The organism is Tsukamurella pulmonis (genome assembly GCF_900103175.1).
Lineage (GTDB): Bacteria > Actinomycetota > Actinomycetes > Mycobacteriales > Mycobacteriaceae > Tsukamurella > Tsukamurella pulmonis.
Genome location: NZ_FNLF01000002.1, coordinates 4,047,926 through 4,063,100 on the forward strand (window position 1 = coordinate 4,047,926; position 15,175 = coordinate 4,063,100).

Below are 15,175 nucleotides of genomic sequence, written 5' to 3' on the forward strand. Positions count from 1 at the left end.
TCTATCACACGAGGGGTGAGGTCGCCCGCACGGCGGAGGCCGCGCGGGCGGCGCCGCTAGTTCGTGAAGCCGGACGACGGGGAGAAGCAGGTGCTGTAGAAGTCGCGGCCGAAGGGCGTGATCTCGATCCGCCGTCGCACGGACTTGGCGTACCGGCCGGCGCGGCTGATCGCGTCGATGACCTGCGGCTGCACCTGCAGCAGTTCGTAGCGCCGCACATCGACCTGCTCCTTGGAGAACCAGATCAGGCCGAGGCGGTGAAGGTTGCCCAGGTACGCGGCGATCCGGTCCGGCTGCCGGCACCCGGCGACCTCGGGGATCATCGACACGCCCGCCGCCACCGTCTCGGCGCCCACGCCGAACGGGCGGTTGGTGCGCACGTCGATCGCAGGCTGCGCACCGTCGTTGAACAGCAGCCGCAGAATGCGGGCCTCGTCGGGCGAGAGCTGCGTGAGGATGTGCTCGTAGGCCGGGTGCGGCATCTGCGCGGCCGCGGGCTCGGCGGACTGGGCGAGCAGGCGATCGCCCGTGCGGCGCAGCTCGTCGGGCGTGGCGACGGGCTCGGGTTCGTGATCGTCGTCCTCGTCGACGACCTCGCCGTGCACGACGACGCGCGGCGCGACCTCGGTGGTGAGCGCGACGTCCACGAGGTGGCCGGCCTCGCTGACGAACTGCTGGGTCAGGCGCTGCGCCGATCCGCCGAGCTCCCGGGTCACGCTGAAGGCGGAGTTGGAGACGCGGCCGAGCCGTCCCAGGAGGCCACCGGACTCCTGCTTCTCCGCCTCGGCGACCTCGCCCCCGTCGCGCACCGCGAGCTCGCGGGTCTCCTCGGCGTCCTCGCCGCCGGCCGCCGCAGAGGAACGGGACTTCTCACTCACGTCTGTCACACCCCGAATATCGCTAGATGGAGGAACCCGGCGAACGAGCCGAGCACCGCGCCGTGCAGGAACAGCAGCCACTCGTCCTGCTTGATCGCCGACCGGAGCAGCTCACTGAGGTCCTCCGGCCCGAGCAGATTCATCCGCTCCGTCACGAACTCGCGGACCTTGGTCTGCTGCTCGGCCACGAACTTCGGCTCGCTGACCGTGGCCTGCGCGACCTTGAGGGCCTCGGCCCCCACGAGCTGCGGCACCCGGTCGTAGGCCTCGGAGCCGACCGAGAGCTTGACGAAGCCGCGGGCCCAGCCGGCGGCGTTGTCGATCGAGTCGCGCAGCACCGTCTCGACGGTGGCGCGCGTGCGGTCGGAGCGCGGCCCGTGCAGCAGCTCGTCGCAGATGTTCTCGATGGTGATCACCTTGTCGGCCATGACGATGGCGTACTGCTCGGCGATCTCCTTCTTCCGCTTGAGGAACAGGCCCTGCTTCCACGGCACCCACCACGTGGGGTGGATCGGCTCGAAGATCATCAGGATGCCGATGTAGTTGACGACGTAGCCGATGACGATCCCGCCGAGCGGCAGCAGCCACCAGTACGGGAAGAAGTGCAGCAGCGCGACGAGCAGGAAGCCCATCGGGAAGCCGAAGTAGAAGCCGAAGTTCTGCATGAACTTCAGCTCCTTGCGACCCATGTTGTAGAAGATGTCCTTGAGCACCGACGGGTTGTTCGTCAGGTACCGGATGACCATCAGCTTGGCGTCGATGTAGTCGTCGATGTTCTCGCCGATGGTCGAGGTGATCTTGCGGACGTCCTTGGGCAGTGACGCCGAGACCCGGCGGTAGACGAGGAGCTTGACGTCCTCGGGCAGCGAGTACCACAGCCGCGGATTCTCGCGCTGCATCACCGATTCCACGATGGAGGGGATCATCGGCAGCGACGCGCGGGTGAGGACCTCGGAGACGTGCTCGGGATCCATCACCTCGTAGAACTCGGCGATGCTGCCGACCTTGTTGAGTGATTTGTCGACGGCGATGCTCGCCATCTTCTCGGCCCGGGAGGGCACGATGCCCTGCCACCCCACCCGGCCGTCCGGCTGGATCGCGGGGATCACCTGCACGCGGCGCGGCAGCAGCGGGTACAGCGTGGCCACGCCGGGCACCTTGATCCCGTAGAAGCGCTTCGGCTCGAAGAGCATCAGCACGCCGGTCCAGTTGGTGATGTACCCGATGATCCCGGTGAACAGCGGAACGGTGATGAGGTGCTGGATCAGGTTCGCGTCCAAGGCACCGCCCCCTTGCCGAGGCGTCCCGTCGAGCTCACCACAGGTCGTCCACCTTTCCCCCGTTCCACAACATCCGCAGTCACGGTACTCAAGATAGTGAGAGGATTACCCCTCCAATCGATCACTGTGACCAGATGAACACCGGCGGGCGGGCCGGCGTTCAGACAGTAAAGATCACATCTCCTGTTGCCACATCACGTTCTTCGAGATTCGTAATCGACCCGGGTTGGGAATCCATGACCACGACGGGACAGATGGCACTGAGCCCTCGATCACGGATGACGGACGGCGAGAACGAGATCAGCGGATCGCCCGCGCTCACTGTCGCCTTCTCGGCCGCGAGCAGCGTGAAGCCTTCGCCATTCAGGTTCACAGTGTCGATGCCGATGTGCACCAGCACGCCGACTCCGTCGCTAGCCAGGATGATCGCGGCGTGGGGGTGCAACTTCAGCACGGTCCCGGTCACCGGGGCGACGACGACGGCCTCGGCACCGTCGGCGGGGACCGACGGCTCGATGGCGACGCCCGAGCCCACCATCTCGCCGGCGAAGACCTCGTCCGGCACCGCCGAGAGCGGCAGGAGCCGCCCGGCGACGGGCGCGAGCACCTCGGTCACAGGAGGTCCTGCACTTCCTCGGCGAGCGCGTCGGCGGTCGGCCCGACGACGACCTGCACGGCCGATCCCGCGACCATCACGCCGTGCGAGAGCTTCTTCAGCGCCGCCTGGTCCACGAGGCCGGTGTCCTTGACCTCGCACCGGAGCCGGGTGATGCAGCCCTCCACCTCCTCGATGTTGTCGGCCCCGCCGAGTCCGTTCACGATGTCCTGCGCCTTCGACATGCCTGCCGCCCTTTCTGCGGAGGTTCGGGGAAACCGGCTCGCGCCGGGCCGAACTGGTTATAACCTGTCGTCACCCTAGTGGACTCGTCCCTCGACAGGAGCGAAATATGAGTTCCTCATCCGGATCCGGTATATCAGCACGACGGCTCGATCTGAGCGGTCTCCAGAAACTCGGCCGCAGCCTGATGCTGCCCATCGCGGTGCTCCCCGCCGCGGGCCTGCTCACCAGGCTCGGCCAAGACGACCTCCTCGGCCGCTGGTCGTCGATGAAGACGGTGGCGGCGGTCATCGGCGGCGCCGGCAACGCGCTGATCAGCAACCTGGCGATCCTCTTCGCGGTCGGCATCGCCATCGGCTGGGCGAAGAAGGCCGACGGCTCCACCGCGCTCGCCGCGCTGGTCGGCTACCTCTCCTTCCAGGCGGTCGAGAAGGCCATGTCGCCGGTCGTGCTCGCGGGCAAGGTCGACGACAAGGGCGACCAGGCGCTGGTCGACTACGGCGTGCTCGGCGGCATCGTCATCGGCATCATGTCGGCGATGCTGTGGCAGCGGTACTACAAGACCAAGCTGCCCGACTACATCGGCTTCTTCTCCGGTCGCCGCCTCGTCCCCATCCTCACCGCGTCCGGTGCCATCGTCGTCGGCGTCGTCATGTCCTTCCTCTACCCGATCTTCAACTGGGCCCTCACGGGCCTCGGCACCTGGGTGGCGGAGCACTCGGTGGTCGGCGGCGGCGTCTTCGGCGCGGTCAACCGGCTGCTGCTGCCACTGGGCCTGCACCACATCATCAACTCGGTCGTCTGGTTCGTGCTCGGCGACTACACCAGTTCCTCCGGCGAGGTGGTGCACGGCGACATCTCGCGCTTCCTGCAGGGCGACCCCACCGCGGGCACCTTCATGACGGGCTTCTTCCCGATCATGATGTTCGGCCTTCCCGCCGCCGCCTTCGCGATCTACCGCTGCGCGAGGCCCGAGAACCGCAAGGTGGTCGGCGGCATCATGCTCTCGGTCGCGCTGACCAGCTTCCTCACCGGCATCACCGAGCCGCTCGAGTTCTCCTTCATCTTCGTGGCCTGGCCGCTGCTCATCGTGCACGCGCTGCTCACGGGCAGCTCACTGCTCCTCGCCAACTGGCTCGACATCCACCACGGCTTCACCTTCTCCGCGGGTGCGATCGACTACGTCCTCAACTTCGGGCTCGCGACCAAACCGCTGCTGCTCATCCCGATGGGCCTCGTCTACGCCGTGATCTACTACTTCTCGTTCACGTTCATCATCAAGCGCCGGAACCTCAAGACCCCCGGCCGCGAAGACGACGACGAGGAAGCAGAGGTGACTGCGTGACCGAGGTCCTGCGCGGCACCGTCGTGACGCCCTCCGGGGTGATCGACGACGGGGTCGTCGCGCTCGCCGACGGCCTGATCGCCGAGGTCGGGCCGGCGGCGGCGTTCCCCGCGTCGACGGTGCCGGCACCGTCGGAGCGGGTGTACCTGCCCGGCATGATCGACGTGCACTGCCACGGCGGGGGCGGCTTCGGCTTCCCCGACTCCGACGAGGCCGGGGCCCGCGCGGCCGCCGCGCACCACCGGGGCCGCGGCACGACGACCCTGCTGGCCTCACTGGTCTCGGCGGCACCGGAGAAGCTGCTGGAGCGGATCGCGACCCTCGCGCCGCTCGTCGACGACGGCACCGTCGCCGGGCTGCACCTGGAAGGGCCGTTCCTCGCCCAGGAGGTGTGCGGGGCGCAGGACCCGCGCTACATCATCGACGGTGACCCGGCGCTGCTGGCGACCCTCCTCGACGCGGCCGGCGGACGGATCCGCTCGATGACCGTCGCCGCCGAGACCGCGCACTTCGCCGTGCTGGCGCGGCAGCTCTCGGACGCGGGCGCGGTGGTGTCCGTGGGGCACACCGCGGGCGATTACGACACCGTCGCCGCGGCGCTCGGCACGCCGAGCGGCCCGGTGAGCATCACCCACCTGTTCAACGGCATGCACCCGATGCACCACCGGCACCCCGGCGCCGTAGGCGCCGCGCTGCGGGTCGCCGGCGAGGGACGCGCCGTCGCCGAGATCATCGGCGACGGGGTGCACCTCGCCTCCGGGACCGTCGCGATGGTCTTCGCGACGGTCGGTCCCGATCACATCGCGCTGGTCTCCGACGCGATGCAGGCCGCCGGGATGCCCGACGGCCAGTACTCGCTGGGGCCGCTCGAGGTCACCGTCGGCGGCGGCGTGGCCCGCCTGACCACGAGCGACGGAACTCAGGGCTCCATCGCCGGTGGCACCTCGTCGGTGCTCGATGTGGCGGTGCGCGCCGTCCGGCACTCGGGCGTCCCGCTCGCCGACGCCGTCCGCGCCGGCGCCACCACCCCCGCGCGGCTGCTCGGCCTCAAGGACCGCGGCGAGCTCGCCGCCGGGCTGCGGGCCGACGTGTTGGAGCTCTCCGCCGAACTGGAGCTACTGCGCGTGCTGCGCGGCGGCGCCGCCGGCTGAGATCCGCTCAGCCGAGCGCGAGCTCGCCGCGGATCGTCGTGCGGGTGGCGCCCCCGATCCAGATCTCGTCGCCGGCGGACTCGACGCGGACGCGACCGCGGCGGCCGAGCGCCGTCCCCTGGGATGCGACGTACGCCGGCGGGAGCTGTCCGGTTCCGATGAGCCACTGGGCGATTCCCGCGTTGAGCGAGCCGGTGACCGGGTCCTCCGGCACTGCGAGGTCGGGGCAGAAGGCCCGCACCTCGACGTCCGCGTCACCACCCGTCGGATACGCCCCGACGACACCGATCTGCAGATCGCCCATCGCGGCGAAGTCCGGGTCCAACGCGAGCACCGCCTCGGCGTCGCGCAGTCGCACTCCCACCCAGCCCGGTCCGTTGTCCACCCACTCGGCGGCGAGGACGTCCGAGGCCGGCAGTCGCAGGCCGGCGGCGATCCGGCCGATCGTGCCCGCGTCCGCCGGGCCGCTGCGGCGCAACGGCGGCGCGGCGAAGGCCAACTCCGCTCCGCGGCGCAGGCGCACCAGTCCGACCCCGCACTCCTGCACGAGCGTGCCCGGCGAAGGGCAGCTCACCGCCGGGCGTGAAGATGCGCAGCCGGTAGTCCGCCCCGGGATCGGTCGGGCGCAGCAGGAAGGTGGTCTCGCTGAGGTTCGTCCAGCGTGCGAACGCCGCCATCTGCTCGTCGGTGAGGTCGTCGGCGTCGTGGACCACTGCCACCGGGTTGCCGAGCAGCGGTTCGGAGGAGAAGACGTCGACCTGACGGAAGCGGTGCACGACTCTAGTAAAGCTCACGCCCGTAGCCGGGGCCGTAGTAGCGGTCCAGCTCCTCGAGCGAGTCGTTCGGCCGCTCCAGGGATTTCGCGATCACGGCGCGCCGGGGCACGCCGTGATCGTCGGCCGCGGTCGGCCAGGTCGACGGTTCCCACGCCTCGGAGCGCAGGAACGCCTTGCTGCAGTGGAAGAAGACCTCGTCGATCGCGACCTCGACGATGAGCTGCGGCAGCTTCTCCCCCACGGCCATCCGCGGCGCGTAGGGGGCGTCGGCGAGCACCGCCGCGGTGCCGTTGACGCGCAGCGTGTCCCCGCGTCCGGGGATGACGAACTCGATCGCGATGTGCGGGTCCTGCAGCAGGTTGCGCAGGCCGTCGACGCGCCGGTTGCCGGGGCGGTCGGGCAGCGCGAGGGTGCGGTCGTCGAGCACCAGCACCGCACCGGCGGGATCCCCCTTCGGGGAGACGTCGAGATCGCCACCGGCACCGGAGGTCGCGACGAAGTAGAGCCGGGCGGCGGCGAGGAAGAGCCGGTGCACCTCGTGCAGCTCGGGCCGCGCCTTGTCGCGGATCCGCGCAATGGGCTCGGGCACCACCGCCCGCAGCTCCTCGATCGTCGTCACCGGCGTGCGCACGTGCCCCATGCCGCCGACTCTATAGCGCCGCAGACGCACGGGGCGACCGCCGTCGCCGGGTCAGAGTGGGCGCAGGATGCGGTCGAGGAACTCGCGTGTGCGCGCGTGCTGCGGGGCGCCGATCACGTCGGCGGGGCGGCCCGCCTCCAGCACGGCGCCGCGGTCGACGAAGAGCACCTGATCAGCGACCTCGCGGGCGAAGGCCATCTCGTGGGTCACCACCACCATCGTGCGGCCCTCGTTCGCGAGATCGCGCATCACGGTGAGCACGTCGCCGACGAGCTCGGGATCGAGAGCGGAGGTGGGCTCGTCGAAGAGCACCACCCGCGGCCGCAGGGCCAGCGCCCGCGCGATCCCCACCCGCTGCTGCTGCCCGCCCGAGAGCTGGTGCGGGTACTTGTCGGCGTGCGCGGCCAACCCCACCCGCGCCAGCAGCTCCCGCGCCTCCTCCTCCACCTCGGCGGCCGGCCGTCGTTGCACGACGGCGGGCCCCTCCGTCACGTTCCGCAGCGCGGTGAAGTGGGGAAAGAGGTTGTGCGCCTGGAAGACCATCGCGCTCTGCGCGCGGTAGCGCCGCAGTTCCGCCTTCCCGGGCGGCCCGGCCGCGAAGTCCACCGTCGCCTCGCCGACGGTGACGGTGCCCCCGTCGGGCAGCTCGAGTGCGTTGAGCGAGCGCAGCACCGTCGTCTTGCCCGATCCGGACGGGCCGATGATGACGGTGACGGTGCCCTCCGGGACGGTGAAATCGATGCCGCGCAACACCTGCGCGTCGCCGAAGGACTTGGTGAGGCCGCGCACCGAGATCAGGTCGCTCATCGCGTCACGTACCTTTCGAATCGGGTCTCGAGCCTGGTCTGGGCGATGCTGAGCACCTGGCAGATCACCCAGTAGTAGCAGGCGGCCACGACGTACATGACGAAGAAGTCGAAGGTCGGGGCCGCGGCGATCTGCGCCTGCCGGAAGACCTCGGTGACGAGGATGGTCGAGGCCAGCGAGGTGTCCTTGACCAGGGAGAGCAGGGTGTTGGCGAGCGGCGGGGTCGCGGTGCGCGCGGCCTGCGGCAGGATGATCCGGCGCAGCGCGGTGCCGTAGTCCATGCCGATCGTGGTGGCCGCCTCCCACTGCCCGCGCGGGACCGCGCCGATGGCGGCGCGGATGATCTCCGCCGCGTAGCCGCCCACGTTGAGCGAGAAGGCGATCACGGCCGCGAAGAACGGGTCGAAGACCAGCCCCGCGGCCGGCAGTCCGTAGAAGATGATCACGAGCTGCACCAGGAGCGGGGTGCCGCGGATGATCGAGACGTAGGCGGCGGCCAGCGCCCGCAGCGGTCGCCGCTGCGACATCCGGGCCAGCGCGACGGCCAGCGCGATCGCGAGACCGATCACGAAGCTGATCGCGGTGAGCGGCAGCGTCTTGGTGACCGCGGCCTTGAGCAGCGGCACCAGGTTGCGTCGCACCAGATCCCACGTACTGCTTCGCTGCGAGGCCTCCTGGTCGGTGCCGAAGTACTTCGTCGAGATGCGGTCGGCCGTGCCGTCGGCGCGGATCGCAGCCAGTCCCCGGTTGATCTCCGGCATCAGCCCGGATCCCTTGCGGGCGGCGAACACCGAGTCCGCCTTGTCCGGGGTCTCGCCCGCGATCTTCACCGTCGCGGCGTGGTTGACGGCGAGGTAGTTGCGGATGACGCCGGAGTCGTTGACCACCACGTCCACCCGGCCCTGCGCGAGCAGGGTGACGGCCTCGGTGAACCCGGCGACCGCCTCGATCCGTGCGCCCGCCTGTTCCGCGACCCGCGACCAGCTGCTGGTCGCACTCTGCGCCGCGACCTTGCCGCGGATGTCGGCGAGGGAGCGCACCGAATCGTCGTCCTTGCGCACCAGGATCGCGCCGCCGGCCTGCTGGTAGACGTCGGAGAGGTCGTACTTCGCCGCGCGCTCGGGGGTCGAGGCCACCTGGTTGGCCACGAGATCGAAGCGGTTCGACTCCAGCGCCGCGAACATCGAGTCGAAGGGCGTCTCGACGAATTCCACGCGCCGGCCGATCTTCTCGCCGATCGCCTCGATCATCTCCACGTCGTAGCCGGTGAGTCTCCCGGCGTCGTCGTGGTAGCTGTACACCTGGTAGACGCCCTCGGTGCCCACCCGCAGCACGCCGCCCGGCGGGGGCGCCGGATCGGCCTGCGCCGCGGGCAGCGGGGCGAGCGCCACCAGCAGCGCGAGCAGCGCCAGGAGCAGGCGGCGCGCCGCGGTCACCGGGCCGCCTCGGCGGCGAGACCGGCACGGGCGTCGTCAGGAGGGGCGGCCTCATCCATGCGTCGTTCTTAGCATCGCGCGGGTCACGGCGTGGGGCGACGGCCCCATCGAATCTTTTTCAACCTGGGGGTTGAACAAGTCGCGCAAGGGGCGTACCGTCGTATTCAACAAAGAGGTTGAACACAGAGGAGGTGCACCACGAACGACGACATCGACGACCTGTCCAAGGCGTTCGCCGCACTGGCGGACCCCACGCGCCGCGACATCGTCGCCCGCCTCGCGGACGGCGACGCCACGCTCACCGAGATCGCGGAGCGCTACGACGTGAGCATCCAGGCCGTCTCCAAGCACCTGACCGTGCTGGAGAACGCCGGCCTGATCAGCAGGACCCGCCGCGCCCAGGCGCGCCCGGCCCACCTCGAGGCCGAGGTCTTCGACCTCATGAACGGGTGGATCGAGCGGTACCGCCGCCGCGCCGAGCAGCGCTACCAGCGCCTCGACGCGGTGCTGGCGGACATGAACGACGAAGAGAACCCCACAGAACGAGGAGCAGCATCATGACCAACGTCAACGCCGAGGCCGGCATCGAGGCCTCCGCCACCCTTCCCACCATCACCATCACCCGCGACTTCCACGCGACGCCGGCGCAGCTGTTCCGCGCCCACACCGACCCCGAGCTCTACGCGCGCTGGGTGGGACCGTCGGACATCGACACCGAGATCGTGCACTGGGACGCGCGCACCGGCGGCAGCTGGGCGTACCTCAACACGCGCGGCGACGAGCGCTACTCCTTCCACGGCAGCTTCCACGACGTCGGGGAGAACCGGATCGTGCAGACCTTCACCTTCGACGAGTGGCCCGAGTCGGTCTCGCTCGAGACCATGACCTTCGAGGATCTCGGCGACGGCCGCACCCGGATGCACTCCGTCTCGCTGCTCGACAGCTTCGAGAGCCGGGACGGCATGCTCGCCAGCGGCATGGAGAAGGGCATCAACGACGGCTACGCCAAGCTCGACGAACTGCTCGCGGCCGGCGAGGTGTAGTGGTTACCGTCGAGGCATGACGGACGCCGCACCGATTCGCACGCACGTCGCCGACGGCCTGGGGGTGCTCACCCTCGGCGCCGCCGCCCGGCGCAACCCGCTCTCGCTGGCCACCATGCGGGAGGCCACCGCCGCGCTCGAGCGATTCGACGCCGACCCCGCGGTGCGGGTCATCGTGATCCGCGCCGAGGGGCCGGCGTTCTCGGCGGGGCACGACCTGAGCGAGATGGTCGGCCGCACCCTCGATGAGGAGCGTGAGATCTTCGCCGCCTGCACCGATCTCATGGCGGCGGTGCACCGCGCGCGGCAACCGGTCATCGCCCAGGTGCAGGGCATGGCGCTCGCCGCGGGCTGCCAGCTCGTCGCGACCTGCGACCTGGCGGTCGCCGCCGCCGACGCCCGCTTCTCCACTCCGGGCGTGAAGATCGGGCTGTTCTGCTCCACGCCGATGATCCCGCTCACCCGCGCGATCGGCCGCAAGCGCGCCATGCAGATGCTGCTCACGGGCGAGATGATCAACGCCGAGACCGCCGTCGAATGGGGCCTGATCAACGCCGCCGTGCCCGCGGATCTCCTGGAGACGACGGTGACCGACCTCGCGCAGCGCATCGCCACGTCCAGCGGCGAGACGCTGGCGATCGGCAAGCGCGCCTTCTACGACCAGATCGACCGCACCGAGCCGGACGCCTACGCCGCGATGGCCGAGGTGATGGCGACCAATGCGGTGATCCCCGACGCGCAGGAGGGGATGACCGCGTTCCTGGAGAAACGCTCTCCCGTCTGGCGGTGACGACCCGGTAACTTAGCAGCATGAAGCTGCCCCGGCTCCGCGCCGACTACGGGTCGATCCTCCTCGGGTCCGCCGACGACAGCTCGCGGCTGACGCGGGTGCGGGTCCAGCTGGTCATCACGATCGGCGTGATCGTCGCCAACCTGATCGGCGTGGGCCTGGCCATCGCGCTGGCCACCGTCGGCATCCCCGAGCCGTCCATCCCCTGGGACGCGTGGTGGATGAACTATCTGGTGGTCCCTGCGTACATCGGGATCGCCTTCGTCCTCGGCACGACGATCGGCACCGTCCGGCTGGTCCGCTCGCTGCGCTGGTCCATCCGGCGGGAGGAGCCGAACGCCGCGCAGGCGAAGGCCGCGATCGTCGGCCCGTGGCGGCTCACGGCCCTGCAGGCACTGCTCTGGGGCGTCGGCACGGTGGTCATGACCGTCGGCTACGGCACCATCGACCCCGATCTCATCCCGAAGATCGCACTGGTCACGGGTCTGTCCGGGGTCGTGGTGTGCGCCATCTCGTACCAGATCACGGAGTTCGCGCTGCGGCCCGCGGCGGCGCAGGCGCTGGAGGCCGGGTACCGCGCGCGCCGCAAGGGCCGGCTGCGGATGCGGGCGGCCACCGCGTGGGCCATCGGCTCCGGGGTGCCGATCCTGGGCATCTTCCTCGTGGTGCTCTTCGGCACCTTCCGCGACGACACGAGCAAGCTCGACATCTTCGTCGCCGTCGCCGCGCTGGCCGCGATCGCGCTCCTGACCGGACCGCTCATCAGCCTGCTCAACATCGACGCCCTCGCCGCACCGCTGCGCGTGCTGGGCAACGCGATCCGCCGGGTGCGCGACGGCGAGACCGACGTCGCCGTGCGGATCTTCGACGGCTCCGACATGGGCGAGCTGCAGGCGGGGTTCAACGAGATGACCGCGGGCCTGGCCGAACGGGAGCGGCTGCGCGACCTGTTCGGCCGGCACGTGGGCCGCGACGTCGCCGAGTCGGCGCTGGGGCTGGGTGTGCAGCTGGGCGGCTCCGAGCAGGTCGTGGGCGTGCTCTTCGTCGACGTCGTGGGCTCCACGACGCTGGCGCGGCAGCGCCCGGCGACCGAGGTGGTGGAACTGCTCAACCGCTTCTTCGAGGTGATCGTGACCGCCGTCGAGGAGAACGACGGCCTGGTCAACAAGTTCGAGGGCGACGCGGTGCTCGCCGTGTTCGGCGCGCCCCTTCCCCACCCGGACCCGGCGGGCGGCGCGCTGCGGGCCGCACGAATGATCGCGGCGCGGCTGCCCGCGGCCGTCCCCGATCTGCGCGCGGGCATCGGCGTCTCCTACGGCGTGGTGGTCGCGGGCAACGTGGGCGCCATCGAGCGCTACGAGTTCACAGTGATCGGCGATCCGGTCAACGAGTCCGCGCGCCTGTCCGAGGTCGCCAAGCGCGACACCTCCCTGCCCGTGGCCTCCGAGCCCGCGATCATGGGCGCCCGCGAGGCCGAATCGCAGCACTGGTGTTTCGCGGACGAGCTGGAGCTGCGCGGGCGCGACGAGCTGACCCGGCTCTACGCCCCCACGGTCTCGGCGAGCACGAGCACGTCGTCGACGAACGTGGTGCCGCCGACGGTGAACTCGCGCACCCCGGCCGAGACGAAGCCCGACTTGGCGTAGAACCGCTTCGCCCGGGCGTTGTCGGCGTTGACGCCGAGCCACACGGGCAGGCCCGCCGCGTCGGCGCGGACCGCGTCGAGCAGGGCGCGCGCCACCCCGCCGCCGTGCTGCTCCGGGTCGACGTAGAGCTTGGACAGGTAGGCCGACGGTGCCCCGCGCAGCGCCTCCGGCGCCTCCTCGTGCGCGCCGCGCAGCACCAGGGCGTACCCGACGGGGCCGTCCGCACCGTCGACGACGAGGACGCGGTGCGCGGGATCGCCCAGGTGCCGGGCGAACTGGGTCTCGCTGAGGTGGGTCGCCACGAAGTCCGCGATGTGCTCGGGCGCGAGGGTGGGCGGGCACGCCAGGGGGAAGGTGCGGGCGGCGAGGGCCGCGATCGCCGCGGCCTCGTCGGCGGCGGCGCGCCGCACGCGCGGCTCGGTGGTGGTCATTCTCTCCCCAGGAGTCTGTCGGTCTCGCGCCGCTCGCGCTTGGTGGGGCGGCCGGCGCCGCGGTCGCGCTGGGGCATGGACAGCACGATCTCCCGCGGCGGCGGGGGCGGGCTGTGGTCGAGGTAGCAGGTGGCGGCGATCGGCGCGCCCACGCGCTTGGGGATCAGCGTGGCGACCTCGACGATCCGCTCCCGGCCGCCCAGCCGCAGGCGCACCTCGTCGCCCACCACGATGTGCTGCGCGGGTTTGGCGGTGGCGCCGTTGACGCGCACGTGCCCGCCGCGACAGGCGGTGGCGGCGGCCGACCGCGTCTTGGTCAGCCGCACCGCCCACAGCCAGGCGTCGACCCGCACGGCTCAGCGCGCGCGGAGCAGCCGCGAGAGGCCGACCGCGCCGAGAACGCCGAACGCGACCAGCAGCAGCAGGCCCACGCCCGCGCCGCCGAAGACCCACCCGACCGCCACGATGATCACCGCCGGCGCAGCCATCGCCGCGACCATCCCGGGGTGCTGCTTCACCACGTCCAGCGCCGCCTGCTTGCGGGCCGGATCGAGCTCTTTTCCTGCCATGTCACCAATGTACGCATTCCCGGCAGGGCAAGATCGGGGCATGACGGTGCTGGCACTGCTGCGACACGGAGAAGCGCCCCTGTCGGTCCCCGACGAGGCCCGCCCGATCAGCGCGCACGGGCGCGAACAGGCCGCGCGGTCCGCCGCCTGGCTCGCGGAGCAGGGGCTCGAGCCGGGGCACGCGCTGGTCTCGTCCGCGCGGCGCACCGTCGAGACCTTCCACGCCACCGGTCTGCGCTGCCCGATGACCGCCACCGACGCGCTCTACGAGTGCCCGGGCCGCCGGATCCTCGACGAGATCAACGGCGTCCCGGGCGATGTGGCGGTGCTGCTCGTGGTGGCGCACTTCCCCGGCCTGCCGGAGGCCGCCGCGCAGCTCGATCCCGCCGCCGAGCCGCCCTCGTTCACGCCCGGCACCGTCGTCCTGCTCGACCTCGACGACGGCCCGGCGGCGCCCGGTTCGGGGCGGCTGCGGTCCTGGTACACCCCGTAGGATGTCCGTTCATGGACACCCTGATCCTGCTGCGGCACGGCAAGTCCGCGTACCCCGACAAGGTGAAGGATCACGATAGGCCGCTCGCCCCGCGCGGCGTCCGGCAGGCCGGCCTCGCTGGCAAGGCGATCCGCCGGTTCGGCCACACGGTGGACCTGGTGCTGTGCTCGACCGCGGAGCGCGCCCGCGCGACTCTGGAGCAGGCGGCGATCGACGCGCCGGTGCGGTACCTGCCGGATCTGTACGGCGCGACGGGCGCGGAGATCCTCGCCATCGTCGAGGCCGAGCGGGGTGATCACGCGACGGTGCTGGTCGTCGGGCACGACCCCGGCCTGCCCGAGGCCGCCCAGATCCTCGACCCCACGTTCACCTTCGCCAAGTTCCCCACCTCGGCGTTCACGGTCGTCCGGGAAGGCCGCGCGGAGCTGCACATCCCTCGCTAACGTGGGGCCGTGACCCAACGCGCACGGTTCGAGAACTCCGCCGGATCCCTGTTCACCGACGGTCTGCGGGGCCTCCTCGCGGCCCACCCCGACGCGACCTGGCACGACGGCGGCTTCGTCGCCCGCCGCACACCCCGCGCCACCGGCGTCGCCCTGGTCTCGGGCGGCGGCTCCGGCCACGAGCCGATGCACGTCGGCCTCATCGGCGCCGGCCTGCTCGACGCGGCCTGCCCCGGGCTGATCTTCACCTCCCCCAACGCGGTGCAGGTGGCCGCCGCGACCCGCGCCGTGGACACCGGCGCCGGCGTCCTGCACATCGTGAAGAACTACACCGGCGACGTGATGAACTTCGCCGTCGCCCGCCGCCTCGTCGCCGCGCCGGACGGCGGGGCCCCCGCCGTCGCCACCGACGTGGTCATCGTCGACGACGACGTCGCCACCGAGGACACCCCGGGCCCCGGGGCCGGGGCCGGGGCCGGGGCCGGGGCCGGGGCGATGGTTGCTCCCGACAGCCATGCGCGGGACGCATGCCCGCGAACACGCAGTTCAGAGACGTTTTTCGAGCAGCGAGTCATGCGTCGGACGCATGGCTCGGGCATTGCGCGGACG

At 71.1% G+C, this 15,175-nt stretch carries 17 protein-coding genes and 3 pseudogenes; 9 read left to right on the top strand and 11 right to left on the bottom strand.

The genetic code is table 11. From position 1 onward, the window contains the following. Positions 1 to 56 precede the first annotated feature (56 nt). The 4 genes and pseudogenes from BLQ62_RS24235 to BLQ62_RS19910 all read right to left on the bottom strand — a co-directional run. Entirely contained in the window at positions 57 to 887 is an 831-nt protein-coding gene (locus tag BLQ62_RS24235) for an Abi-alpha family protein (protein WP_231857538.1), read from the bottom strand. Beyond that, positions 884 to 2,158 carry a DUF445 domain-containing protein gene (locus BLQ62_RS19900; protein WP_068528004.1) on the bottom strand — a complete coding sequence of 425 codons (1,275 nt, stop codon included), beginning with the start codon at positions 2,156 to 2,158 and terminating at the stop codon, positions 884 to 886. The genes BLQ62_RS24235 and BLQ62_RS19900 overlap by 4 nt, the downstream gene beginning before the upstream one ends. Before the next feature lie 160 nt (positions 2,159 to 2,318). Next, on the bottom strand, positions 2,319 to 2,774 hold the full coding sequence (locus tag BLQ62_RS19905; RefSeq protein WP_068528000.1) for a PTS sugar transporter subunit IIA: 456 nt from the start codon (positions 2,772 to 2,774) through the stop codon (positions 2,319 to 2,321). Further along, positions 2,771 to 3,004: pseudogene (locus BLQ62_RS19910) on the bottom strand (PTS sugar transporter subunit IIB); the annotation flags it as partial. The gene BLQ62_RS19905 and the pseudogene BLQ62_RS19910, both read right to left, overlap by 4 nt. 101 nt (positions 3,005 to 3,105) lie before the next feature. Between BLQ62_RS19910 and BLQ62_RS19915 the strand changes: the two are divergent. Next, positions 3,106 to 4,341: a PTS transporter subunit EIIC gene (locus tag BLQ62_RS19915; RefSeq protein WP_068527995.1), complete on the top strand. Its 1,236-nt coding sequence runs from the start codon at positions 3,106 to 3,108 to the stop codon at positions 4,339 to 4,341. Continuing rightward, entirely contained in the window at positions 4,338 to 5,492 is a 1,155-nt protein-coding gene (locus BLQ62_RS19920; RefSeq protein ID WP_068527990.1) for an N-acetylglucosamine-6-phosphate deacetylase, read from the top strand. The genes BLQ62_RS19915 and BLQ62_RS19920 overlap by 4 nt, the downstream gene beginning before the upstream one ends. Before the next feature lie 7 nt (positions 5,493 to 5,499). On the opposite strand, the pseudogene BLQ62_RS19925 reads toward BLQ62_RS19920, so the two are convergent. The 4 genes and pseudogenes from BLQ62_RS19925 to BLQ62_RS19940 all read right to left on the bottom strand — a co-directional run bounded on the left by BLQ62_RS19925 (position 5,500) and on the right by BLQ62_RS19940 (position 9,151). Beyond that, positions 5,500 to 6,286: pseudogene (locus tag BLQ62_RS19925) on the bottom strand (PhzF family phenazine biosynthesis protein). Beyond that, positions 6,273 to 6,908 carry an MSMEG_1061 family FMN-dependent PPOX-type flavoprotein gene (locus BLQ62_RS19930; protein WP_068527983.1) on the bottom strand — a complete coding sequence of 212 codons (636 nt, stop codon included), beginning with the start codon at positions 6,906 to 6,908 and terminating at the stop codon, positions 6,273 to 6,275. The pseudogene BLQ62_RS19925 and the gene BLQ62_RS19930 overlap by 14 nt, the downstream one beginning before the upstream one ends. 51 nt (positions 6,909 to 6,959) lie before the next feature. After that, positions 6,960 to 7,715 carry an amino acid ABC transporter ATP-binding protein gene (locus BLQ62_RS19935; protein ID WP_068564424.1) on the bottom strand — a complete coding sequence of 252 codons (756 nt, stop codon included), beginning with the start codon at positions 7,713 to 7,715 and terminating at the stop codon, positions 6,960 to 6,962. Further along, complete coding sequence (locus tag BLQ62_RS19940) at positions 7,712 to 9,151, bottom strand: ABC transporter substrate-binding protein/permease (protein ID WP_082756223.1); 1,440 nt, start codon at positions 9,149 to 9,151, stop codon at positions 7,712 to 7,714. The genes BLQ62_RS19935 and BLQ62_RS19940 overlap by 4 nt, the downstream gene beginning before the upstream one ends. 210 nt (positions 9,152 to 9,361) lie before the next feature. On the opposite strand from BLQ62_RS19940, the gene BLQ62_RS19945 reads away from it, so the two are divergent. Genes BLQ62_RS19945 through BLQ62_RS19960 form a run of 4 tightly spaced genes read left to right on the top strand, consistent with a single transcriptional unit; the run spans position 9,362 to position 12,630 of the window. Further along, a complete protein-coding gene (locus BLQ62_RS19945; protein ID WP_068527979.1) occupies positions 9,362 to 9,712 on the top strand; it encodes an ArsR/SmtB family transcription factor in 351 nt (116 codons plus the stop codon). After that, positions 9,709 to 10,194, top strand: a complete 486-nt coding sequence (locus BLQ62_RS19950; RefSeq protein WP_068527976.1) for an SRPBCC family protein — start codon at positions 9,709 to 9,711, stop codon at positions 10,192 to 10,194. Before BLQ62_RS19945 ends, BLQ62_RS19950 begins: the two co-directional genes overlap by 4 nt. 16 nt (positions 10,195 to 10,210) lie before the next feature. Continuing rightward, entirely contained in the window at positions 10,211 to 10,984 is a 774-nt protein-coding gene (locus BLQ62_RS19955; protein ID WP_068564422.1) for an enoyl-CoA hydratase, read from the top strand. Between the two features lie 20 nt (positions 10,985 to 11,004). Continuing rightward, positions 11,005 to 12,630, top strand: coding sequence for an adenylate/guanylate cyclase domain-containing protein (locus BLQ62_RS19960; protein ID WP_068564420.1), 1,626 nt, complete (start codon positions 11,005 to 11,007; stop codon positions 12,628 to 12,630). On the opposite strand, the gene BLQ62_RS19965 is transcribed toward BLQ62_RS19960, so the two are convergent. Genes BLQ62_RS19965 through BLQ62_RS19975 form a run of 3 tightly spaced genes read right to left on the bottom strand, consistent with a single transcriptional unit; the run spans position 12,525 to position 13,630 of the window. Beyond that, positions 12,525 to 13,061, bottom strand: coding sequence for a GNAT family N-acetyltransferase (locus BLQ62_RS19965; protein WP_068564419.1), 537 nt, complete (start codon positions 13,059 to 13,061; stop codon positions 12,525 to 12,527). The two genes, BLQ62_RS19960 and BLQ62_RS19965, sit on opposite strands and share 106 nt — an antisense overlap. Further along, entirely contained in the window at positions 13,058 to 13,414 is a 357-nt protein-coding gene (locus BLQ62_RS19970) for an RNA-binding S4 domain-containing protein (protein WP_068564418.1), read from the bottom strand. Before BLQ62_RS19970 ends, BLQ62_RS19965 begins: the two co-directional genes overlap by 4 nt. Positions 13,415 to 13,417: 3 nt before the next feature. Continuing rightward, positions 13,418 to 13,630 (bottom strand): hypothetical protein, encoded by a 213-nt coding sequence (locus BLQ62_RS19975; protein ID WP_068527960.1) that lies wholly within the window; start codon positions 13,628 to 13,630, stop codon positions 13,418 to 13,420. Positions 13,631 to 13,670: 40 nt separating this feature from the next. Between BLQ62_RS19975 and BLQ62_RS19980 the strand changes: the two genes are divergently transcribed. From BLQ62_RS19980 to BLQ62_RS19990, 3 genes and pseudogenes are all read left to right on the top strand, one after another. Continuing rightward, positions 13,671 to 14,123: a SixA phosphatase family protein gene (locus BLQ62_RS19980; protein WP_068527956.1), complete on the top strand. Its 453-nt coding sequence runs from the start codon at positions 13,671 to 13,673 to the stop codon at positions 14,121 to 14,123. 11 nt (positions 14,124 to 14,134) lie between these two features. Beyond that, complete coding sequence (locus BLQ62_RS19985; protein ID WP_068564416.1) at positions 14,135 to 14,566, top strand: SixA phosphatase family protein; 432 nt, start codon at positions 14,135 to 14,137, stop codon at positions 14,564 to 14,566. A gap of 9 nt (positions 14,567 to 14,575) precedes the next feature. After that, a pseudogene (locus tag BLQ62_RS19990) lies at positions 14,576 to 15,004 on the top strand (dihydroxyacetone kinase subunit DhaK); the annotation flags it as partial. Between the last annotated feature and the right edge of the window lie 171 nt (positions 15,005 to 15,175).